Annotated in this window: 20 protein-coding genes; 14 read left to right on the top strand and 6 right to left on the bottom strand. The window is 64.9% G+C overall.

Annotated features, from left to right (window positions below):
• Positions 1–188: 188 nt before the first annotated feature.
• Positions 189–1,034 carry an NAD(P)H-binding protein gene (locus MRBLWO13_RS01550; protein ID WP_341976008.1) on the bottom strand — a complete coding sequence of 282 codons (846 nt, stop codon included), beginning with the start codon at positions 1,032–1,034 and terminating at the stop codon, positions 189–191.
• Between the two features lie 61 nt (positions 1,035–1,095).
• On the opposite strand from MRBLWO13_RS01550, the gene MRBLWO13_RS01545 reads away from it, so the two are divergent.
• On the top strand, positions 1,096–1,551 hold the full coding sequence (locus MRBLWO13_RS01545) for a glycoside hydrolase family 3 C-terminal domain-containing protein (RefSeq protein ID WP_341976007.1): 456 nt from the start codon (positions 1,096–1,098) through the stop codon (positions 1,549–1,551).
• A 28-nt stretch (positions 1,552–1,579) separates the two neighbouring features.
• Here the strand turns inward: MRBLWO13_RS01545 and MRBLWO13_RS01540 are convergent, their stop codons facing one another.
• Entirely contained in the window at positions 1,580–2,509 is a 930-nt protein-coding gene (locus tag MRBLWO13_RS01540) for an AEC family transporter (RefSeq protein ID WP_341976006.1), read from the bottom strand.
• Between the two features lie 25 nt (positions 2,510–2,534).
• Here MRBLWO13_RS01540 and MRBLWO13_RS01535 point away from each other — a divergent pair, with 25 nt between their 5' ends.
• The gene (locus tag MRBLWO13_RS01535) at positions 2,535–3,062 is read left to right on the top strand and encodes a CGNR zinc finger domain-containing protein (protein ID WP_341976005.1); all 528 of its coding nucleotides are present in this window, start codon (positions 2,535–2,537) and stop codon (positions 3,060–3,062) included.
• On the opposite strand, the gene MRBLWO13_RS01530 is transcribed toward MRBLWO13_RS01535, so the two are convergent.
• From MRBLWO13_RS01530 to MRBLWO13_RS01520, 3 genes are all read right to left on the bottom strand, one after another.
• Positions 3,049–3,423 (bottom strand): helix-turn-helix domain-containing protein, encoded by a 375-nt coding sequence (locus MRBLWO13_RS01530; RefSeq protein ID WP_341976004.1) that lies wholly within the window; start codon positions 3,421–3,423, stop codon positions 3,049–3,051. The genes MRBLWO13_RS01535 and MRBLWO13_RS01530 overlap by 14 nt on opposite strands.
• A gap of 105 nt (positions 3,424–3,528) precedes the next feature.
• Entirely contained in the window at positions 3,529–4,578 is a 1,050-nt protein-coding gene (locus MRBLWO13_RS01525) for a PLP-dependent cysteine synthase family protein (protein ID WP_341976003.1), read from the bottom strand.
• A 188-nt stretch (positions 4,579–4,766) separates the two neighbouring features.
• Positions 4,767–5,684, bottom strand: coding sequence for a LysR family transcriptional regulator (locus tag MRBLWO13_RS01520; protein ID WP_341976002.1), 918 nt, complete (start codon positions 5,682–5,684; stop codon positions 4,767–4,769).
• 162 nt (positions 5,685–5,846) lie between these two features.
• On the opposite strand from MRBLWO13_RS01520, the gene MRBLWO13_RS01515 reads away from it, so the two are divergent.
• The 11 genes from MRBLWO13_RS01515 (at position 5,847) to MRBLWO13_RS01465 (ending at position 16,881) form a co-directional block, all read left to right on the top strand.
• Complete coding sequence (locus tag MRBLWO13_RS01515) at positions 5,847–7,169, top strand: MFS transporter (protein ID WP_341976001.1); 1,323 nt, start codon at positions 5,847–5,849, stop codon at positions 7,167–7,169.
• On the top strand, positions 7,166–7,666 hold the full coding sequence (locus tag MRBLWO13_RS01510; RefSeq protein ID WP_341976000.1) for a RidA family protein: 501 nt from the start codon (positions 7,166–7,168) through the stop codon (positions 7,664–7,666). The genes MRBLWO13_RS01515 and MRBLWO13_RS01510 overlap by 4 nt, the downstream gene beginning before the upstream one ends.
• A 74-nt stretch (positions 7,667–7,740) precedes the next feature.
• Positions 7,741–8,946, top strand: a complete 1,206-nt coding sequence (locus MRBLWO13_RS01505) for an amidohydrolase family protein (RefSeq protein ID WP_341975999.1) — start codon at positions 7,741–7,743, stop codon at positions 8,944–8,946.
• A gap of 134 nt (positions 8,947–9,080) precedes the next feature.
• Complete coding sequence (locus tag MRBLWO13_RS01500) at positions 9,081–10,028, top strand: helix-turn-helix domain-containing protein (protein ID WP_341975998.1); 948 nt, start codon at positions 9,081–9,083, stop codon at positions 10,026–10,028.
• A 237-nt stretch (positions 10,029–10,265) separates the two neighbouring features.
• Entirely contained in the window at positions 10,266–11,636 is a 1,371-nt protein-coding gene (locus tag MRBLWO13_RS01495; protein WP_341975997.1) for a carbohydrate ABC transporter substrate-binding protein, read from the top strand.
• Between the two features lie 169 nt (positions 11,637–11,805).
• Entirely contained in the window at positions 11,806–12,639 is an 834-nt protein-coding gene (locus tag MRBLWO13_RS01490) for a sugar ABC transporter permease (protein ID WP_341975996.1), read from the top strand.
• 61 nt (positions 12,640–12,700) lie between these two features.
• On the top strand, positions 12,701–13,570 hold the full coding sequence (locus MRBLWO13_RS01485) for a carbohydrate ABC transporter permease (RefSeq protein ID WP_341975995.1): 870 nt from the start codon (positions 12,701–12,703) through the stop codon (positions 13,568–13,570).
• A 38-nt stretch (positions 13,571–13,608) separates the two neighbouring features.
• On the top strand, positions 13,609–13,917 hold the full coding sequence (locus MRBLWO13_RS01480; protein ID WP_341975994.1) for an L-rhamnose mutarotase: 309 nt from the start codon (positions 13,609–13,611) through the stop codon (positions 13,915–13,917).
• 12 nt (positions 13,918–13,929) lie between these two features.
• Complete coding sequence (locus tag MRBLWO13_RS01475) at positions 13,930–14,898, top strand: aldo/keto reductase (RefSeq protein ID WP_341975993.1); 969 nt, start codon at positions 13,930–13,932, stop codon at positions 14,896–14,898.
• 39 nt (positions 14,899–14,937) lie between these two features.
• Positions 14,938–16,089, top strand: a complete 1,152-nt coding sequence (locus MRBLWO13_RS01470; RefSeq protein WP_341975992.1) for a mandelate racemase/muconate lactonizing enzyme family protein — start codon at positions 14,938–14,940, stop codon at positions 16,087–16,089.
• A 30-nt stretch (positions 16,090–16,119) separates the two neighbouring features.
• A complete protein-coding gene (locus MRBLWO13_RS01465; RefSeq protein WP_341975991.1) occupies positions 16,120–16,881 on the top strand; it encodes a FadR/GntR family transcriptional regulator in 762 nt (253 codons plus the stop codon).
• 66 nt (positions 16,882–16,947) lie between these two features.
• Here the strand turns inward: MRBLWO13_RS01465 and MRBLWO13_RS01460 are convergent, their stop codons facing one another.
• Positions 16,948–17,349 carry a nuclear transport factor 2 family protein gene (locus MRBLWO13_RS01460; RefSeq protein ID WP_341975990.1) on the bottom strand — a complete coding sequence of 134 codons (402 nt, stop codon included), beginning with the start codon at positions 17,347–17,349 and terminating at the stop codon, positions 16,948–16,950.
• 169 nt (positions 17,350–17,518) lie between these two features.
• Between MRBLWO13_RS01460 and MRBLWO13_RS01455 the strand changes: the two genes are divergently transcribed.
• Complete coding sequence (locus MRBLWO13_RS01455; protein ID WP_341975989.1) at positions 17,519–22,537, top strand: hypothetical protein; 5,019 nt, start codon at positions 17,519–17,521, stop codon at positions 22,535–22,537.
• Positions 22,538–22,638 lie beyond the last annotated feature (101 nt).

Raw genomic sequence — 22,638 nt, 5'->3', positions numbered from 1 at the left:
CGGATGGTGCTTCCAGCTTCGTCGAATCGATCCCGGGAGAACATTGGCACGCATGCACATAATCGATGGATTCAGGCCATCCGCGACTTTTCGACGGCCCGTCTTCACCGAGGTCATCTGCGACGGATGCCTCGGGCGCGAAAGGGCCGGGCGTGCCGCTGCGACGCCCGGCCCGTTGTGTCGTCACGTCAGGCGGCGATGTCCTTCAGCCAGTCGGCAACCGATCGCGGCTCCATCTCGAGACGCGACTGACTGCTGCTCTCGTTGCTGATGACCTCGTCCGGCTGCGTCGCCCGCCAGCGGTAGGAGTCGACGACGGGAGCGGCGCCAGCCTCACCGAAAAGCGGGGCGATCACCGCGGCGAACTCGTCGGGCGTCTGGGCTTCGAAGACGACGCCCTTTCCCCGGTGTGCGGAGAATCCCGCGGCGAGATCCTTTCCGAGCAGGCCGGGGAGTGCGCCGACCTCGACCACGCCGGTCACGTCGCGGCTCTGGATCAGTCGAGTCACGACGTCGGCGATGTCGAGATGCGAGCTCCACGAGATCGCGTAGTCCTCGCGGATCGGATACCGCAGAACGCCTTCGGACTCGACGCCGGCCGACACCGTCGGGAGCAGAAGGTTCTCGAGGAAGAGCTTCGGGGCGACGACTGCGAGCGACACGCCTGCGGTGCGGAGTCCTTCGACGAGGGTATCCATCGGCGACGCGCTGCCGGGCGCGCCGAACGGGTAGCCGCTCGTCGATACGACCACGCGAGCGGGGAGCGAGCGAGCGACAGCCGCGACGATCACTTCGGCGTGGCGCTGCTGGATATCACCCGGTCCGACCGGCAAGTGGACGAAGACCGCGTCTGCACCGCTGTATGCGGTCACCAAGGATTCCACGGAGGACAGGTCGACCGCAATCGCCTGACCAGTTCCGGCGTATTTCGAAGGGTCGCGGACGGCGGCGATCGGGGAGAGGCCCTGCGCGTGCAGAGCGGCGAGGACAGGGGCGCCTTGGGCGCCGGTGGCGCCGTGGATGATGATCTTCATTCCTCCATTACTGCATACCATGCATCAGTTAAGTCAAATGCAGTAATGGAGATCGCAGCGATTGTTTTCCGAAGATGTCGCTGCCGAGTACGGCACCGTCGTCGTCGATCCGCTCCAGGCCGACCTCGCCATCGTGCGCATCCATGCGCCGTACGAAAAGAGGTCGACGGCATTCGAGAATTACTTCCACGCGGGCTCGCTGGAGATGGACGATGAGACCGTGTCTCACCTCACCGATCTGAGCCGGAAGACGACCACGATCGTGGACGTCTTCCTCGACAGGCCGGCGATTCTCTCCCCGGTCCTGGTCGCGGCGCATGCGGTCGTGGCCAACTACGGCGCCCACCCGCGAGCGGTGCTCGACGTGCTGTTCGGGCGCGACGCGCCGCGCGGACGTCTGCCCTTCGATCTGCCTTCCAGCATGGCGGCGGTTGAGGCGTCGCGCCCCGATGTTCCGTTCGACACCGCTGATCCCCGCCTGCGGTTCGGGCACGGACTGAGCTACGACTCGCGCTGAGCCACCGCCACCTCTCCGGGTGACCTTTTCATGCAGAGACGGTGTCAGCGAGAAGCAGCAGGAGGGGGATCGTGGCGACGGCGAGCACCGTCTGGATGCCGGTGATGGCCGCCATGAGCCGAGTGTCTCCACCCATGCGTGACGCGAGGATGGTGGCGCTCGGGGCCGTGGGGACCGCGGTGATGAGGATGATACTCGTGAGGGAAGCGCCGGTGATTCCGAAGGCGAGCGCGATCCACAGCGCCGCGAGCGGGAGTACGCACAATTTGAGGAGAGATGCGATCCCGACATCAAGGAGGTCGCGCACGCGGAACGTGAATCGCAAGGCGGCACCGGCGATGAGCGTGCCGACGACCAGAGCGGGAGCGGCGATCATGTCGAGGGTCGTCTGCAGGAGAACCGGCATCGTGATGCCGCTCAGGTTGAGGAGCAATCCGACCCCGCATGCGAGGATGAGCGGATTCGACGCGAGGTCTCTCCACAGCGCGAAGCGCCGGGGCGTGGCGCCCCGCTCGCCGTGGAGGGAGAGCGTCGTGACGCAGATCACGTTGACAAGCGGCACGACGATGGCACTGGCGAGAGCGAACGTCGCCACGCCTTCCTGTGCGTGCAACGCCGACGCGAAGACCAGCCCGACATAGGTGTTGATGCGAATCGACCCCTGCATCAGTGATGTGAGTTGCGGCCCGGCCGCCCGGGTGAATCGTGCTGCACCTAAAGAGACTCCGGCGACCGCCAGGGTGGGGATGCTGACGCTGAGGGCTAGTGGCCCCGGCGACACAGCGCCGAGGTCAGCAGCGCCGATGGAGGTGATGAAGAGGGCGGGGGTGAAGACCCAGTAGCTGATCCACGAGAGACCTGACCAGAAGACGGCATCTGTCAGGATGCGTCGGCGCAGAATCAGCCCGCCGCCGAGCAGCAGGATGATCGGGGCGATCCCCGTGGTGATGACGTCCATGTTGCAACTGTGATGCAATGAGTCAATGCAGTTCAACCATGACAACATGACCGGCCCGCTGCTCGCCGCAGATCTCGTGACCCTCGTCGGTCAGGGGTGGCACGAGGGAGCCGCCGCGGCAACGCTGGCGGCGCATGAGATCCGACGGGCGGAACTCGATGCGGTCGCTGGTGAGCGGCTCCGGGCGTGGGCGGAGAAGATCGTGCCCGTATTCCATGCGACGACCGTTGATGCGCGCTGCACGACGATCAATCGACTCCTCGCGGCAGGCACGACGATTCCGTATCTCACCTCACACGACGCACTTCGACCGCATCTGCACTTCGCGTCGGAGACGCAGGACGTCATCGCGCGTGTTCGGGCGGTGACCGCGGGTGGGCTCGCCCTCTTCGTCGTAGAGTCCGAGGGCGCTCGGTTGGGCGTGTGTCGGCGGGAGAGATGCCCGGTGGCGTTCGTGGACACCAGCCGAAACGGCAGACGTGCCTATTGCTCGGCGAAATGCGGCAACTACGACGCGGTGCGCCGCCACCGCGCACCGCTCAGTCGGCGATGACGGGGCTGTCGACGGTCCCGGGGTCCTCAAGGCCGAAGAGCCGAGGCGGGACCGTCATGGCCCAGGCGTTCATGGCGTCGAGCACCGGGCGTAGCTGCATGCCTACGGGCGTCAGTTCGTAGACGACGCGGGGCGGGATCTCGGCGAACGCGGTGCGGGTGACGAGCTCGTGAGCCTCGAATTTGCGGAGGCGGCTGGAGAGCGTGTGCGCGCTGATTCCCGGGAGTGCGGTGAGCAATTCGTTGAATCGATGCGGTTTCTTGAGGAGTTCTCGCACGATCAGAGTCGCCCAAGGGCCATCGAGCAGACTGAGGAATCGAGCGACGCCGCATTCCTGCAGTGCGCAGTGATCGAATCTCATGTGATCATGATAATGCCATTAGTGCGCGTGCCGTCGTCGATGCATTCGGTGCAGTGTTGGCATTTCGATTGATGTCAGGCGCGGCTTCCTCAGGTCAGTCGGGGTTCAGGCCGCCTCGAGTACACCGGTGGAGGTGAAGACTTCGAGCGCACGTTCGAAGGGGGTGATGTCGATGTTCTGTTCTGCGAGCCATGTATCGTTGAAGTAAGTCGATGAGTAGCGCTCGCCCGTGTCGCAGATCAGGCTGACGATGCTGCCTGCGCGACGGCTCGAGGAGAGGCGCTGCGCGAGTTGCAGCGTTCCCCAGATGTTCGTGCCGGTGGAGGCTCCGACGCGCCTTCCGATGATTCGGGATGCCCAGCGCATCGTGGCGATCGACGCCGCATCGGGTATGGGCAGCACCTCGTCGATGAGGTTCGGAAAGAAGGATCGTTCAACCCGGGTGCGCCCGATGCCTTCGATCCTCGACGGCGTCGACGTGACGTAGGAGCTATCGTTCCGCCGCCAGCCCTCGTAGAAAGCAGACCCTTCCGGATCGACCACAGCGATGCCGGTCCCGAAGCCCGAGAAACGGGCATAGCGTGCGATGGACGTGCTCGTACCTCCGGTTCCGGCGCCGACCACGATCCACTCCGGCACCGGATGCTTCTCGCGCAGCAACTGGGTGAACAGCTCGCTGGCGATATTCCCCTCCCGCCAGTTCGTCGCTTGACTCGCGAACGTGAATTGATCCATGAAATGCCCATCGCGCTGGACAGTCACGCTCTGGGCTGTGCGGACCACATCAGCCGGATCCTCGACGACAAGCACCTGGCCGCCATGCCGTTCGATCAGGGCGATCTTCTCGCGACTGGTAACCGCAGGGATGACAGCGACGAAGTCCAGACCGAGGATCTGTGCGAAATACGCTTCGCTGACCGCCGTCGACCCACTCGAGGCTTCGACGATCGTGGTCCGCGGGCCGATGTCACCGTTGCAGAGACCATGGGTGAAAAGAGACCGGGCAAGTCGGTGCTTGAGGCTGCCGGTCGGGTGCAGAGACTCGTCCTTCAGATAGATGTCGATGTCTCCGGTTCCCGGCGCGTGAAAGGGGATCAGCGGCGTCCACCCGCTGCGCCCCGCTTCCGCCTGCAGAAGTTCGAGCGCCTGCGTCACCCACCGTCGGTCGGACCGACGCCCCCGGATCCCTGTACTGGCATCGGGAACCTGTGACTCGCTGTACATGGAGGCCTCACTTCTCGCTTCGGTGCGCCGTGCGCACTCGACGTCTGCGTGTCCTCACAGTGTGATGTTTCGCAAGACTAACTGCGAGCGCAGAAAAGTGAGAGATGTCAAACTCTTGCTTACGTATTCGGTGCCAGTGCCATTGATTCGGCCGCTTCCCGGAGCGATTCGAGTACCCGCACCACTGCGGTCGAACCCCGCTGTGAGCGAAGGACGGTCGCGGTCACGTGGCGATGGCGCTCTGGCAGGAGGGGGCGAGTGCGGAGTTTGGGATGCTTCACGAACGACTGCGTCATCCTCGGCATCATCGCGAGCCCGAGTCCGGCGACCACGTAGCTCTGCACAGCGAGATTGTCGTCGGTCGTGATGTCGATGCGAGGGGAGAAGCCGGCATCCGCGCAGGCGCTGACGAACTCCTGGCGGCAGCGAACGCATCCGGCCACCCAACGCTCCTCACGGAGTTCTGACAACTCGATCTGCTTGCGCCGGGCGAGCGGATGGTCATCGGCAAGCATCAGAACCATCGGCTCATCGATCAGACTGATCGAGACGAGGCTCTCTCCCATGTCAGGAGTCGGCTGATCGTCGTATCGGAACGCGACCACGACGTCGTACTCGCCGCGTTCCAGGCCCTCCAACGATTCCGGAGGTTCCGCCTCGAACAGCTCGATCTCGATGCCGAGATGGCGTGCTCGCAGCCGCGAGATCGCGGACGGGATGAGTGTCGCATTGGCACTCGGGAATGCGCACACGCGGACTCGCGCCTCCTTGAGGCGCGTGACCGCAGCGACCCGCTCCTCGGTGGCATGAAGGTCCGCGATAAGCGATTCGGCCCGTTCAGCCAGCACGTCTCCCTGCTCGCTCAGCTTCAGCCCCCGTCCTTCGCGGGAGAACAGCGTCGTCTTGAGGTCGCGCTCGAGCGACTTCATCTGCTGACTCACGCCAGGCTGGGTATAGCCGAGTTCGCGCGCCGCTGCGGCGAAACTTCCCAGGCGGACCACGGCTGCGAAAGTCACGAGTTTCTGTGTGTCGAGCATGGCTGAAGTATAAGCAGGTGTTTGATTCGCACAAGTGAAACCTGGTTTGCATTTGTGTCACTCGTCGTGATGATGAGAGAACCGCATCACCCGAGCGGTACCAGGAGCCCCGCGATCAAGTTGTGCGAACGCAGGCCCGAGCTTTTCGAAGGAGACGGAAAGATGGCTTCACAGACAACGGCCCGGTCGCAGGACCGGAGTACGCGACGACGCGCCATAGGCGGCAGTGTCATCGGCACCGCCCTCGAGTGGTACGACTTCTTCCTATACGGCACCGCCGCAGCTCTGGTCTTCAATACCGTGTTCTTCCCCACGGTCGACCCGCTCACTGGAACGCTTCTCGCCTTCGGCAGCTTCGCGGTCGGTTTCGTCGCCCGCCCCATCGGGGCGATCGTCTTCGGGAATTTCGGAGACCGGATCGGGCGCAAGCGCATCCTCGTGATCACGCTCATGATCATGGGGATATCGACGATGCTCATCGGTCTGCTCCCCGGTTACGGGACAGTCGGCATTCTCGCTCCGATCGCCCTGACGGTGCTCCGCTTCGTTCAGGGTTTCGGTCTTGGCGGTGAGTGGGGCGGCGCGGTCCTCATGTCTCTGGAACACGGCGACCCTAAGCGTCGAGGCCTCGCGGCCAGCTGGCCTCAGATCGGTGTCCCACTCGGACTGCTCCTCGCGAACGGTGCGCTCACGCTGATGTTGTGGCTGACCGATGACGAGGCGTTCCTGGCCTGGGGCTGGCGAGTGCCGTTCCTCCTCAGCGCCGTACTGATCGCCATCGGGCTCTGGATCAGACTCAACGTCACGGAATCGCCCGAGTTCGAGAAGCTCGCCGCCGAGGGGCACCGAGTCAAGCATCCGATCCTCGAAGTGCTGCGAACCCAGCGCCGCGAACTGCTCATCGCCACCGGTTCACGCATCGGCACCGATGTCGCCTTCTACATCTTCGTGTTGTTCGTGGTCACCTACCTCACGCAGATGGTGGGCATCGAGCAGACGACAGCCACCCTCGTGGTCCTGGTCAGCGCGGCGACGATGATCCTCTTCATCCCCATCTTCGGGGCACTGTCCGACAGACTCGGGCGTCGCCCGGTGTATATCGGCGGCGCAGTTGGCGCACTCCTGTGGGTGTTCGCCTTCTTCCCGCTGCTCGAGACGCAGAACCTCGCTCTGATCCTGCTCGCGGACTTCGTCGGGATGCTGTGCTGGGCCGCGATGTACGGGCCGCTGGCGGCGTTCACCACCGAGCTCTTCCCGGCGAACGTCCGTTACAGCGGCGCGTCCCTCGGCTTCCAGTTGTCGGGAATCCTGGGCGGGGCTCTCGCGCCCATCATCGCCGTCGCCCTCTACGGACGATTCGCAAGCTGGGTGCCGATCGCGATCTACGTCGCCGGCATGCTGATCATCACGGTCGTCTCGGTCATGGTCGCCCGGGAGTCCTCACGCGACACTCCCGCACTCACAGCGGTGGAGATGCAGCGATGACCTCGCGCAGACACCAGGACGTCATCCATCGTCTCCAGGCCGCGGGGTACTCGCTTCCCGACATGCCACCGGCGGCCATCGGGGCCTATACCGCGGCGCTCGCAGCCGGCCCACTGGTCTTCACCTCGGGGCAGTTGCCCCTCCGTGACGGCGTGATCGCCACCACGGGGAAGGTCGGTGAAACCGCCGGTCTCGTATCGCCGGACGTCGCCACCGAATTTGCAGCCCAGTGTGCAGTGAACGCGATCGCCGCCCTTCAGCGAGAGCTCGGCGACCTGGGCCGCATCGACCGCATCGTCAAGGTCACCGGCTTTGTGGCCAGCGATCCGGGTTTCACGGAGCATTCGAAGGTGATCGACGGCGCCAGCTTCCTCCTCAAGGAGGTGTTCGGGGAAGCGGGCGTGCACACGCGGTCGGCGATCGGTGTGGCGGCGCTGCCCAAGGACAGCCCGGTGGAGATCGAGCTCGTTGCCCTCCTTCATGTCGACGCTGGTTGACCGACTGCATCCAACCGAAAAGCAAACCCCTTGGTCCGCGATCGCGGACCCTGACAACGATTGGTGGAACTCGCATGACTTGGGATGAGACCTACCCGGAGGAATTCTTCGGACCCCGAAGCGGCACGCTTCTCATCAAGAACCTGCGCGGTATCGTCACCGGGCGCCTGGGCGAGGTTGTCCGAGAGGTGGAGACCGTTCTCATCGAAGGTGACCGGATCGTTGCGATCGGGGGAGCGCCCGATGTGGAGGCCGATGTCGTGATCGACGCCAAGGGTGCGGTGGCATTGCCTGGCCTCTTCGATACGCACACGCATTTCTCGATCGGAGACTTCAACCCGAAGCAGAACACGATCGGCTTCATCGAGAGCTACATGCACGGCGGAGTCACATCGATGATGTCCGCCGGCGAGGTGCACTTCCCGGGGCGGCCGATGGACCGCTTCGGCGTGAAGGCGGTGGCGGTCGCTGCGAACCGCTCCTTCACCAATAATCGCCCTGGTGGGGTCCGCATCCACGGCGGGTCACTGATGACCGGACCGTACATGGAGGAGGAGGACTACGCCGATCTCGCCGAGCAGGGAATCTGGTTGATGAAGGTCGGGTTCGGCGGCTTCAACGTCCCCCAGGACGCGGTTCCGCATGTGCGCTGGGCGCAGGCGGCCGGATTCGTCGTCATGTCGCACTCGGGCGGAGCGTCGTCGGTTCCCGGTGTGGCGCCGATCACCGTGGACGACCTCATCGCGATGCGCCCGGACATCGCCGGTCATATCAACGGCGGCACGACGAGCCTTCCGGAGGCCGATGTCGAGCGGCTCGTGAAGGAGTCGGATGCTGCGCTGCAGCTCGTGCAGGCGGGCAACCTGTCGGCCAGCCTGAACATCCAGCGCATGGCTGCGGAGCACGACGCGCTGGACCGGGTCATCCTGGGCTCCGACACCCCGTCGGGCACCGGCGTGATGCCGCTCGCGATCATCAAGACGATCGCCGAACTCTCGTCGATCGGCGGCGTGCCTGCGACCGATGTCATCGCCTACGCCACCAGCAACGCCGCCCGCGTGCTGCGTCGTGAGGAAGGCGTGCTGGAGGAAGGCCGTCCGGCTGACCTGGTGCTGGTGCAGCAGCCCGTCGGTGGCCCCGCCGATCACCCGATCAAGGCGCTCAACCGCGGTGACATCACCGGCATCGCCGGCGTCATCATCAACGGGCAGATCCGTGCGCTTCGCAGCCGGAACTCCCCGGCCCCCATTCGGGAGGTCGAGGTGCGATCGCACCGTTGATCGGGGAAAGTCGGTGCAACCTCGCGCACGAGGCTGCACCGACTTCCTCATGCCAAAGGTGAGGCGGTGCCTTCCCCGCCCACGGCCCGCATGCGCGGGTACGATGGATCCAGGCCAGTCCGGAGGGATACCCCGTGAAGATCGCGATCCATGCCTTTGAGGGCGTGACGCTGTTTCATCTGTCGGTGCCGCAGATGGTCTTCGACGAAGTCACCAGGCAGGGGCTGGCCGACTGGGAGACGGTTCTCTTCTCCGACCGGGCCGGATCGGTGCGCACGGCTGAGGGCTACACGCTCGGGCGAGTCGAAGGTCTCTCCGCGACGGAGGACGTCGATCTGATCGTGCTGCCCTCCTGGGTCGACGACGGCAGAGAGCTTCGCCCTGGGTTCCGACGCGCTCTTCTCCGTGCTCACGACCGGGGAGCGGCCATCGCCGGGCTCTGCCTCGGCGCGATCGCGGTCGCCGACCTCGGACTGCTCGACGGGCGCAGCGCAGCGACGCACTGGCGTGCCGCAGAGGGGCTGGCGAGCCGGCATCCGGGTGTCACCGTGGATTCCCGCGTGCTCTACCTGGACAACGGAGATGTGATGACCTCTGCGGGTACGGCCTCCGGGATCGACGCGTGCCTGCACGTCGTGCGCACGCGGCTGGGAGCGGAAGCAGCGAACCAGGTGGCGCGGAGTCTCGTCGTGGCACCTCATCGCGAGGGTGGGCAGGCGCAGTACATCGAGCGGCCTGTGGCGCAGCGCTCGGCCGACGACCCGATCGGAGCGGCGTCCGCATGGGCTCTGCGAAATCTCGCGGAGGACCTCTCCATAGAACGCCTCGCGCGCGCGGCGCACATGAGTCGCCGGACCTTCGTCCGCGCCTTCCGCGACTCGACCGGAACGACGCCCGCCGCCTGGGTGCGATCGCGTCGCCTCGACGAAGCGCGTCGTCTCCTGGAGGTGACCGATCTCTCGGTCGACCAGATCGCCGCATCGTGCGGCTTTGGCAACCCCGTGACGCTGCGGCAGAACTTCGCCGCGGCTTTCGGGAGCACGCCGTCGGGCTACCGCCGCCGGTTCGACGCCCGCTCCTGATCAGCGACCCGTCGTCTGCGCGTGGTGCCGGCTGCCGCGAGAGGGCTGTGTCCTGTGTGGACTGCTGGCCTCTCCGGCGCTTCGCGTGCTTCTCGCGTGCCGGCTTGCTTTGCGCGTGCCTCACCGCTCGGGAGGCGCGCCGGACTATCGTCTAGATCAGATATATGATGTAATGACTGCAGCCCGCCCTTAGGCGGTCTTTTCACGACAAAGAAGCCGACTCGAAAAGGACCCGCTATGAACACACAGCAGCGACGCTCGCAGCGCGCGATCACCCGATTGCTGGCGCTCGGCACGACGACGATCGCCACCGTCGGAATGCTCGCAGCCTGCAGCGGAAGCCCCACAGGGCAGACAGACGACCAGTACGGGTTCCCCGCGGTCGAGCAGGACGCGACTGCTCCGCTCACCGTCTGGGTCGATGCTGCCCGCGAACCGATCGCGAAAGCATTCCAGGAGGAGAACCCCGAGGTCGAGATCAACATCGAGACCTACGACGGCAGCTCCGGCGGCAGTGATTCGTTCAAGACGAAGGTCGCGTTGTTCGACCAGTCCGGCGAGGGCTGGCCGGACGTGGTGTTCTCCACTCAGCAGAACGACACGGCGTGGGCGGGTGTCGAGCAGAACGGCGTGCAGCCCTACGCGGCCGTCCTCAACAAGGGGCTGATGTCCGATGAGTTCCTCGGCGGTTTCACGGACGGCGCTCTCGATCCGATGACGCGAGACGGCAATGTCTACGGCGTGCGCAATGATCTCGCACCGGTCGTGTACTGGTACAACGAGACCCTCATGTCGGAGTTCGGCTACGAAGTACCCACCACGTGGGAGGACTATCGCGACCTGAGCGACAAGGTCGCCGCCGAGCACCCTGGCTACATCCTCGGCTCGGTCGGCGACTCGTTCTCCGGGCCCTACACCTATTACTGGAGCGGAGAGGCACCGATCTTCCAGGTCGACGGCGATTCCTTCTCCAGCGATTTCAGCGACGAGAACGCCGAAAAGGTGACCGGCCTGATCGACCACATGCTCGACAACGGCACTCTCGTCCAGGACAGCGTCTTCGGTGCAGACTTCGTCACGAAGTACGGCGACAAGCTGCTCGGTACTCCCGGTCCGGCGTGGTACGCCGGGGCGATCTTCCAGAACCCCGACAGCCTCAACGCCGAAGCCGGCTCGATCGGCGCCGCGGCGCCTCTCTTCTGGGAGGGCGAGGATGAAGTGACCGGCAACGTCGGCGGCGGAGTCTGGTATGGCTCGAGCCACTCGAAGAATCTCGAGGGTGTGGCTGCGTTCCTCGAATACGTGAGCAACTCCGACAAAGCCGCCGAGCTCGCTACCGGCCTTCCCGCATACGCGTCGACGGCAGCGGCGTGGCTCGATCAGCAGTCCGCGTCGGGATACTTCGCCGGGGACTTCTCTGCGGCCATCACACAGGCGGCGAAGAGCGTCTGGAGCGGCTGGGGCTTCCCGTCCTTCAGTCCTGAGACGGCGTACTCGTCGATCGTCATCCCCGGTCTCGCCGCCGGAAAGTCGCTCAGCGAACTGACTTCCGAATGGCAGGCCGAGTACGAGAACGAAGCACAGGTGCAGGGCTACTCGATCAAGTAGCCGTCGTTCGCCGCGACTCGTCATTCGCCCGAGCAAAGGAAATCCCATCTCCATTCCCACCACGACGCCCGCCGCGCTCCCCCTCGAGGGGATGCGGCGGGCGCCCGGCCCCAACTCCCGACGGCCCGCTCGTCGGCGGCTCGACCGCTCGCAGGCGAGCGTCGGATACGTGTTCGTCTCCGGTTACACGATCCTCCTGATCGCCTTCGGCATCCTGCCTACGCTTTACACGATCTTCCTGGCGTTCACGGCCGACGGTGCCTTCGCCGGTTTCGCGAACTTCGCCCAGGTGTTCGGTGACTACCGGTTCCTGCCGGCGGTCGGTCATGTCGCGTTGTATCTGGTCATCTACTTGGTGTCGTTGCTCGTCTTCGTCGTGCTTCTCGCACTCGTGGTGCATTCCCTCGGACGTCGATGGCTCTCGAGCAGTTTCCGATTCGTCTACTACATCCCCGGGGCACTCGCAGGTGCGTCGAGCGTGATGCTTTGGCTCTTCCTGCTGGACCCCTCGGTGAGCCCGGTTGCGTTCATTCTGCGAGCATTCGGGCTCGAGACATTCGTTCAGACGGTGTCGATCGACAACCTGCCGCTCATCTTCACCGTCGTCGCGTTCTGGACCGGGGCCGGAGGCTGGATCGTCATCATGTACGGAGCCCTCAACAACATCTCCGGTGACGTCATGGAGGCAGCGCGCATCGATGGCGCCGGACCTGTCCAGACCGCATGGCACATCCAGATCCCGCTCCTTCGCAAGTGGATCTCCTATATGGCGGTGATGTCGCTCGCGGCCGGTACTCAGCTCTTCGTGGAACCACGCGTGCTCTCCCAGGCGTCAAAGGGCGTCGTGCCCCCCGACTACTCCATCAACCAGCTGGCGTACCTCTACGCGTTCCGGCAGGGCGACTTCAACGGCTCCGCCGCGATCTCGTTGCTTCTGCTTCTCGTTGCGGCGGCGCTGTCTGCGATCTTCGTCTTCCGAGGAGGACTCTTTGAGCGCGACTGACTTCGCTCCCGCAAGAAGCGACGAACGGGCGAACTCGAGGAGATCCCCCGAACCGTCCGGGATGAGTCCCGGAAGCTGGATCGGCCGGGCCTTGGTCGTGGCGATCCTGCTCTTCTTCGCCCTCTTCTTCGCGGTGCCGATCGTGTGGCTGCTGTTGGCGCCCACGAAGACCGCGGGGGAGCTGCTGCTCAACGCGCCCTTCAGCGCGGGCACGTTCGACACCCTCATCGCCAGCTGGAACGCACTGGTCGCGTTCCAGAACGGCATCGTGTGGACGTGGCTCGGCAACTCGGTTCTTTACAGTGGTGCGGCACTGGTGGTGACGCTGCTGGTCAGCATCCCTGCTGGCTATGCCCTCGCATTGACCGAGTTCCGCCTTCGCAGAGCATTGCTCATGCTCACCCTCGTGGTCATGCTCATCCCCAACACGGCGCTGGTGCTCCCGATCTTCCTCGAACTCTCGGCTGTCCGGCTCATCGGGAATCCTCTCGCCGTCATCCTGCCGTTCTCGTTCTTCCCCTTCGGTGTCTACCTCACATACATCTATTTCTCGACCAGCGTCTCGAGGGACCTGCTCGATGCGGCGCGGATCGACGGCGCCGGCGAACTCCGGGTGTTCGTGAAGATCGCCATGCCCCTGGCGACCCCCGTGATCGCACTGGTCGGCTTCTTCAACCTCGTCGGCAACTGGAACAACTACTTCCTCCCGTTCGTCGCTGCCCCAGGGCGAAAATCACCGATCCAGGTCGGACTCGTCGAGTTGCTGTCCAACGTGCCGCTGTTCAATCCCACGAGTTCGGCGTCGGTGACGATCAGCCTGCCGGTGCTCGCGCTCGCCACGATCGTCTCCGTTGCACCGGTGCTCGTGATCTTCCTGTTCTCCCAGAAGTTCCTGGTGAGCGGAATGACGGCCGGAGGTACCAAAGAGTGAGCGGCTCGGACTCCGTCGCGAACGTTCGACGGTTCGGCATGGCGGCACGACTTGTGCCTTCGAAGCGGGATGAGTACCTCCGGCTGCATCGCAGCGTCTGGCCTCAGGTGGAGAAGACCATCACGGAGTGCGGTATCCGCAACTTCACGATCTTCGAACTCGACGGCGTGCTGATGGCGTACTACGAGTACGTAGGGGACGACTACGACGCCGATCAGCGTGCCATGGCTGCCGACCCCGTGACGCAAAGGTGGTGGGCCGAGACTGCGCCGTGCCAGCGGCCTTTCCGGGAAGGATCCGCTGAGCCGAACTGGGAGCAGTTCGATGAGATCTGGCATCGGGACTGAAAGATGGAACCGATGCGTACACGAACGATCGGCCGCGTATCGGTGACCGAGCTCGGATTCGGCGCGGCTCAACTCGGGAACCTCTCTCGGAGCGTCACGGACGAGGACGCGCGGGCGGCCGTGGATGAGGCCTGGTCGCAGGGGATCCGTTACTTCGACACGGCTCCGCACTACGGTCTGGGACTCTCCGAGAGAAGGCTCGGTGATGCTTTGGCAGATCGCCCGCGAGACGATTTCGTCGTGTCGTCGAAGGTCGGCCGCCTCCTTATCGACACGCCCGAGCGTGCGGCCGCCGGGGTACTCGATGACGCTCAGGGGTTCATCGTGCCCGCGACCCATCGACGCAGATGGGACTTCTCCCGTGACGGGGTGATGCGCTCGGTCGAGGACACCCTCGGCCGGCTGGGTTTCGATCGCCTTGACATCGCCTACCTTCACGATCCTGACGCGCACTGGGAGCAGGCTTCCACTTCTGGGGTCGCCGCCCTCATGGAGCTTCGTGATCAAGGCGTCGTCGGCGCGATCGGTGCCGGAATGAATCAGGCGTCGATGCTGGCACGATTCGTCCGAGAATGCGACATCGACGTGGTCATGGTGGCCGGGCGCCTCACGCTCCTCGATCGCACGGCGCAATCGGAACTGCTGCCCCTCGCTGCGGAGCGGAAGGTCGCCGTCGTCGCGGCCGCGGTATACAACTCCGGCCTGCTCAGCACCCGGATCGTCTCCGATGACGCCAGCTTCGATTACCGGCAGGCCTCGCCGGAGAACATTCGTGCAGCGAAGGATCTCGCTGCGATCTGCGAGGACGCGGGGTGCGAGCTGCCGGAGGCGGCTGTGCAGTTTCCCCTGCGGGATCGGGGGGTGGCGTCCGTCGTCGTCGGCATGCGCACACCCGATCATGTGCGTAGCGCGTTCCGCCGGTATTCGGCATCGGTACCCGCGGTCGCATGGCGGCGCTTGGTCGACCACTCCCACATATGATGTATGTTTTTTTGCTCGGAAGTCAGGTTTGAAGACACAATGAAGATCACCGGATACCGCACGATCCGCACCCATAGAGATTGGGGGCGCCCTGTCGGAGACGTCAATGGTTTCATCGCTTCCGGCATCACGGAGGTCGCCGTCGTGATACTTGAGACGGACGCCGGGATCGAAGGCGTCGGCGTCGGTTCCGACCACGATGTCGCACAGCTCTTTCCCGCCATCGAGGGGCGAGATCCTCGCGCCGTCGTGAGTCTGTACGATGCGCTTCTGTCGCATTCGTTCAAGGCGGGACATGGGGGTGCCACGTTCGGCGGAATCGGCATCCTTGATTCCGCGCTCTGGGATCTCAAGGCGAAGGCAGCCGGTGAACCGCTCTGGCGCCTTCTCGGCGCGGCGGACCGATTCGTGCCGGGTTACGCCTCCGGCCTTGACATCGCGCTCGGGGATGACGAGCTGGTCGCTTTCTATGCGACCATGGCGGATCGCGGTTTCGCCGCCGGCAAGCTCAAGGGCGGACGAGATGCTGAGGCTGACATCCGGCGACTGCTGCTCATCCGGGATGCGTTGAGCGCCAACACACGGCGGCCGGCCCTCATGCTCGACGCGAACGAGTCCTGGCATCTCAAACAGGCGGTGCGGTACGTCTCCGAAGTCGAGGTGGCCGTCGACCTGACCTGGATCGAGGAGCCGCTGCGGCGGTGGGATGCGGAGGGGCATGGACGTCTCTCCTCGCAGGTTCGCACGAGCGTGGCGACGGGGGAGAATCTCACCGGGCTGGAACAGTTCCGGCCTCTGCTCGATCAGGGCGCCGTGGACATCGTGCAGACCGGTGCGGTGTGGGGGATAACGCATTTCCTGCGCGTCGCCGCGGCCGCGCATTTCCGCGATCTGCCGACAAGTCCGGTGGGACTCACGAGCAACCCCGCGGTCGCCCACGCTGCGGCCGCCGCCCCCAATCATCTCTCAGCGGAAGTGCAGGATCTGGGGGCGCCCTTCGGCGTTACGGTCGACCAGGAGTATGCGGACGGCGGCATCGTCCTCGGCGATCAGGCCGGAGCAGGTATCCAGATCGACGAGACCCTCATCCGCGACGCGAATCCGCAGGGCAACTGGCGGGAGGAAGCGGGTCCGCACGTTCGACCAGCACGCGCCGGTCTGGCGATGACCGCGCAGGATGGCTCCCGGTGAGTGCGCGGGCGTTCCCCTATACTTCACACGATGACTGACTCCCCGACCAGACCGCTCCCCGAGGACGTGTTCAGTGGGACCGCACGCGGTCGAGCCGGCCGGCTCGGTGTCGTTGTCGTGCACGACATCGTCACTGCCATCGTCACAGGCGAGTTGCCCGAGAAGTCGATGCTTCCGATCGAGGCCGACCTCAGCGTGCACTTCGGGGTGAGTCGTACCGTCGTCCGAGAGGCGATGAGGAGCATCGAGGAGAAGGGGCTCGTCACGGTGGTGCGGGGCAGCGGCACCACGGTGCGACACCGCGACTCGTGGAATCTGCTCGACCCTGTCGTGCTCCAGGTCATGCTGGAGAACGACGCCTCGCTCGGTGTCCTGGATGACCTCGCGATCGTGCGCAGCGCACTCGAGGGTGCCATGGCCGCTGCGGTGGCAGGACGGCGCACGCTGTCGGAGGTCGATCAGCTCGACCATGCCTTCCAGCGCATGTCGGAGACGATCGACGACATCGACGGATTCTCCGACGCTGACATGGCCTTCCACACGGCAGTCATGTCGTTCTCGCACATCCCTCTGGCCGAAGGCATCACAAAGACGCTCTACTCCCGGGCGCGGGAGAGTGCTCGTTTCACGAGGAATGCCACGAAAGCCGCGTTCGATGCGACTCTCGAGGAGCACAAGAACATCCTCGATTGCATCCGCGAGGGAGATGCTGCTGCGGCCGAGGCGGCGATGCGGCATCACATCATGGAATCCTGGGAGCGCCGTAGACCGCCCACTTCTCGCAAGCCGTAGCGTCCCCCTGGCAGCAGAACGGTGAGGACCCCTTCGCTTGCGAGGCCCTCACCGTGGATGCGTCTGTCAGTTGCTTCCCCAGAAGGCGTCCTCGCTGGACGCGTCTTCGGAGAACAGGTGGACTGAGACGATTTTTCCGTCTCGCACGGTGAGCAGGTCGACGCCCGACATGTTCATCGAGGCGTCTGCACGGCTCCCGGAGAACTGAACGGGGACGGCCACCATCTCGCCGTTCACCATGGCGGGGCCCGTGACGGTCAGGGAGAAGCTTCCCTGGCTCGCTTCCGTCATGCCGCCGAGGAGGGCACCGATGCCGTCCAGGCCGACGTGATCACCGGAGAACCGGTGGTTGCCGGGCTGGTGCCACACGATGTCGTCGCTGAACTGCGCCATCACCGTGGGGAAGTCGCCGCGTCCGAGGGCATCGAAGTACGTCTGCGCGACAGCCGCGGGGGTCGTTCCGGTCATGATGTCTCCTTCTTTAGGGGTACCTGTTTGACAGCAGTTGTATTACATCATATGTTTACTTTTCGGATTCAAGATGAATTCTGTGAGAACTCGATGAGGAGTCAACGTGGCCCGTGGTGGATTCGTATCCTTTGCAGCTCCAGCTATGGTCGCGATACTGGGGGGTGCCATGCTCGTGACGACTCCCGCCGCCGCAGCTGCGGCTGAACCGGCGACCTTCTATGTCGCCGTCGACGGTGACAACGCGTCTGCAGGAACGTCTTCGTCAGCGCCGTTCGCGACCGTCGAACGTGCGCAGGAGGCCGTCCGATCGGTCAACCACGATTCTGATGTGATCGTGATCGTCGGCGACGGCAGGTACGAGATCGCCGAACCGCTCGTGTTCCGGACGGCGGACGGAGGCCAGGGCGATCACTCGGTCACGTGGCGCGCAGCGGCGGACGCCGAACCGGTGATCTCCGGCGGAAAGGCCGTCGTCGGATGGAACGATGACGATGGGGACGGCATCTGGCAGGCACCCATCGATTCCGAGTTCGACTTCCGCCAGCTGTATGTGGAAGGAGCGCAGGCGACACGCGCCAGCGTGGAGGTCGATGCGAACCGGTTCACTTGGTCGCGGTCCGGGTTCTCCATCGACGCCGCGTACCTGTCGGGGCAGATCGGAACGATCTGGGCGAAGCTGGCGGCGCTGTCCCCCGTTGACCAGCGACGAGTCGAACTGCGCAGTCGCGGCTCGTTCACGGACCGATACGCCCCTTTCCTCTCGATCGAAGGCACATCCGCCACAATGCGGCAGCCGTCCTGGGACAACAACACGTGGGGATGGGACACGATCGACAAGCCCCTCCCGAACAACGACCACCGCACCCTGCGCATCCAGAACGCCTTCGCCCTGATCGACACCGCGGGCGAATGGTTCCACGACATCAACGCCGGATCGCTGCACTACAAGCCGAAGGCGGGAGTCGACCCCAACACGCTCGAGATCATCGCCCCCGCGATGGAGACTCTGATGAGTGTGAGCGGCGACGGCGTCGACGACAAGGTCGCCAAACTTCACTTCGAGGGTCTCTCGTTCGCGCACGTCAGCTCCCTGCGACCGAGTTCCGATGAGGGCTTCGCCAATCAGCAGAACGGCACTTTCATCACGGGCCGCATCTACGCCCTCGTCGATCCGGTGACCGGCGACCTGCCGACATCGGACCAGCGGGTGTTCACCGGGGTCGAGCAGGCTCCGTCCGTGCGAGTCATCCGTCTCGGAGACGACGGCGTCCACCGATATGCGGATGACGGGTCGGCTGTGAACGTCGCCGACCTCCCGAGACTGATCAACATGCGCGACTACCCGAATCTGCCGCTCAACTCCTCGCAGCTCGCTACATGGAACGCTGCACACCCGAGCGCGCAGAAGGTGAACTGCGCGCTGCCGACCTATCCGTCGGACTGCATCGGATTCGAGTCGTTCCGCAGCTTTTTCGAGCAGTCGTCGGCAGCGGTTCAGGTTTCGGCTGCCGTGAACGTCTCGTTCGAACGCAACACCTTCGCCCATCTCGGGGCGACGGCGCTCGGCGTGGGGAACGACTCCGCTGCCACGCTCAGCGGCGTCGGGCTCGGCACCGAGAACGTCTCGGTGATCGACAACTCGTTCCATGATCTCGCAGCGACGGCGATCTCCGCCGGCGGGATCGAGGAAGAAGCGCATCACCCGACGCTCGCGGGGAATCTGAACGCGGGGATCACGATCAGCGACAACCGGATCCGTGACATCGGGAAAGATCACTACGACGTCTCCGGCATCCTCATCACCTTCTTCGACGGTGCGGAGATCGTGCACAACGAGCTCTCGAAGGGGCCGTACGACGCGATCGACAGCGGGTGGGCATGGGGCATCCCCGACGCGGGGGGAAACCCTGCGTACCAGGGACGCGGCGCGTACCTGTTCTCGAAGCGCTACGCGAACGACGATCCGACGATCAACCGCAACGTGCACATCGCGCACAACGTGATGTGGGACTTCAAACAGCAGGGGTCGGACGGCGGGATCCTTTACAACCTCGGTGCGACTCCGGGGAGCTCCTGGGACAGCAACTACGTGATCGGCGCGGACGGGTACAAGCTCTACTTCGACGAGGGCACCCGGTACATGACGGCGAAGAACAATGTGCTCACCGCCGGGGGCACGTGGACGTTCGCCAACGCGTTCACGGACGGTGCCGCGACACCCTCCAACGGCCAGCCCAACACCACGCGCGACAACACCGTCGACGGGACGTGGGTGCTCGGCGGTGGCTTGAATCAGGGGCCGTGGTGCTATGACTCGGGTGCATGCGACCCCAACGGGGACGGGCGGTGGAACAACAGGATCACGACCCGGAGTCAGATCGGGATCTCGGAGTTCCCGCTCGACGCGCAGCGCGTGATCGCGCAGGCAGGCATCCGACCCGAGTATCGGCGCGACGGCGACCGAGTGGGCGAGCCTCGTGGGCTGGACCTGTCGCTCTCTCGCGACGAATCCGGGTCGCAGCTTCTGGCGGCGACGATCGAGAACCTCGGATCTACCGCGTTGTCCGATATCGCGCTCACCGCGACACCTTCCGCCGCGGTCGGCCTCGAGCCGGTGACGCAGGCTCCCGCGACGCTCGCCCCGGGGGAGACGGGCACGGCGGTTTGGCGGATCACCGGAAACGCCGCCATCACGGACGGGTCGGTGTCGGTGTCAGCGGCCATGACCGAACAGGGCTCTTCGCAGAGCGTCAAGCGTTCCCTTCCTGTCGTGCTCGGCGGGCCCGTCGAACCCGGGCTGAGCACAGCCGGATTCTCGACGTACCTGTCGCCCCAGGCAGTGCAGGACGGTCGCACGATCGCCGTGCAATCCTCGGGCCGGGACATCGGGAACGCCGGCGACGAGTACTCCACGGTGTACGCGCCAGACGGGCTCAGCGAGGACGGTTCGGTGACAGTGAAGATCAACGCCGTTGAAGGGGCGTTCTACCGTACGGGCCTCGCCGTGCGGAACGATCTCAGCCGACTCGCAGATGCTGCGGTGGCAGAGAAGTCGACCGGCTACGCGACACTCGTCGCTGAACCCGGGTGGGTCGCCTTCCGATTCGACCAGAACGGCGACGGTGTGATCGACACCCAGGTCGGGCAGGCAGGCGTGTCGGCTCGTCCGATCTGGCTGCGTATCGTCCGCGAGGAGAACGCCCTCACCGGGTGGTACTCCACCGACGGCACGGCGTTCACACAGATCTCGGGCATGGTTGCGCTCGTCGGTGCTGATGCGGGGGCCCTCGACGCGGGGGTTCTGCATTCCAGCGCGGATCGCACATCCGTGCACGCCAGGGCAGCGCTCACGACGTCAACCGCGACGTTCTCAGACCTGACGTTCACGAACGAATCCACAGCGCCCGTCATCACGTCGGGTCGGCCGAACGACGCGGTCGTGGGTGACCAGTACACGTTCACGCTCACGGCCACACGCACCTCGAGCTTCTCCGTCGTCGATGGTTCCCTTCCTGCCGGGCTGAACCTCGCCGAGGATGGAAAGATCGAAGGCACGCCAACGGAGGCCGGGGTGTTCTCTGCTACCGTCGAGGCGCGCGGTGCCGGCGGCGTGGCGACTCAGGAGATCCGCATCATCGTCCGAGATGTCGCACCGGCGGCTCCCGCCGTCGTCGTCAGCGAACGCGAGGCGACGGTACCCTCCTTGGCGACCGGTGCGGGTGTGATCGACGTCCGGAACGAGGCGGAGCATCCCGCTGCCTACGATGTGACGGTGACCGACGCCGCCGGCACGACGGTGCACAGCACCGAGCTCACCGTGGACTCCGGTGCCACAGCTTCCACCCGTGCAATGCGACTCAAGGCCGGTTCCTACCTCATCACCGTCGTCGGCGATGATGGATCTCCGGAGGTCGCGACGGAGATGGTGATCGCCGACGGCACGTTCTCCGAACTTCCCGAGCCGTGGAAGTCCGGCCAGCCAGGCGGCGCCACCTCGCAGTCGCTCGGTGTGGATGGGGACCAGATCGCGATCATACGGCAGCGAAGCAACGACATCAGCGGGGAGAACTCGACGAAGACCGATTCGTACAGCTCCGTCTATCGAAGCGATGTGCTCGGGGCGAATGACTTCGTTCAGGTCACGGTGACCGGCCAGGAGCGAGTGAGTGACTTCACGAAGACAGGCATCGTCATCCGCGACGATCTCTCGATATCGACGGCGGGCAGCAGCGGTGCATCCAACGGTACGGGCGCGTCCAGCGGGTTTGCCGCACTCGTCCTGACCCCAACGCGTGGCATCCGATTCACCGTGGAGAACTCCGGATCGAACTGGTATCCGATCGAGGTCGCCGCGACCACACCATGGAACGTCGTACAGACGATCACGACCCCCGTGACACTGCGGTTGACCCGAGAGAACGGTACGACGCTCGTCGCGTCGTACTCCGTCGACGGCGGAGCGACGTTCCAGCCGCTCGGTTCGCGTGCCGGGTTCTTCACCTCGAAACCGCAGGCGGCACTGGATGCGGGTGTGGGGCATGTTGCGAATGGCGGGCTCCAGGGCCCGGTGTCGACTGCAGGATTTCGAGACCTCCTGTTCGGTGCGGACATCGTCGCTCCCGGCCTCAGCGTGGCCGCCACGGCGCCAGCGAATGAGGGCGCAGGGGACGGTGCTGCGACTGCGACGCTGACCAACCCGACGTCGCGGGATGCCTTCATGGTCGTCACGGCGACGCGGGTGGTGGATGGCAGCGTGGTGTTCCGGGCCGGCACGAAGGTCGATGCGGACAGCGAGGCGACGATGACAATCCCGCGGCTCGACGCCGGCGATTACGCCGTGACGGCGCGCGACGAGCGCTCCGGCGCGGTCGGGAACGCCACCGTGACGATCGACGCAGCCGAGGCGATAGAGATCACGCCGTCGGTTGCCACTCGATGCGTAGCAGGGAAGGTGCATCTCTACGCATCGGTTCGCAACGACTCCAGCGACCCCGTCTCGGTCACGATCTCGACGGTGTACGGCACGAAGTCGCTCCTCGCGATCCCGTCAGGGAAGACGGTGGCGGTTCCCTTCAACACGCGACTCGGATCCATCCCGGCCGGCGTTGTGGACTTCGCGGCCACCTCAAGTGAAAGGGTGAGTGTCTCAGTCCCCGTGGCCTACGCTGCGGCAGCCTGCCGATGAGGAGAGGCGGGGCCTCTACCGGGCGGTAGAGGCCCCGCGCTGTCGATGTCGGCGATGTCTGCACCGGTCACGAGGTGATGATGGTCGATGCGAAGCAAGCT

The organism is Microbacterium sp. LWO13-1.2 (assembly GCF_038397725.1).
Taxonomy (GTDB): domain Bacteria; phylum Actinomycetota; class Actinomycetes; order Actinomycetales; family Microbacteriaceae; genus Microbacterium.
Note: the sequence above shows the minus strand (reverse complement) of the source record. Positions and strands in the feature narration are given on the sequence as shown.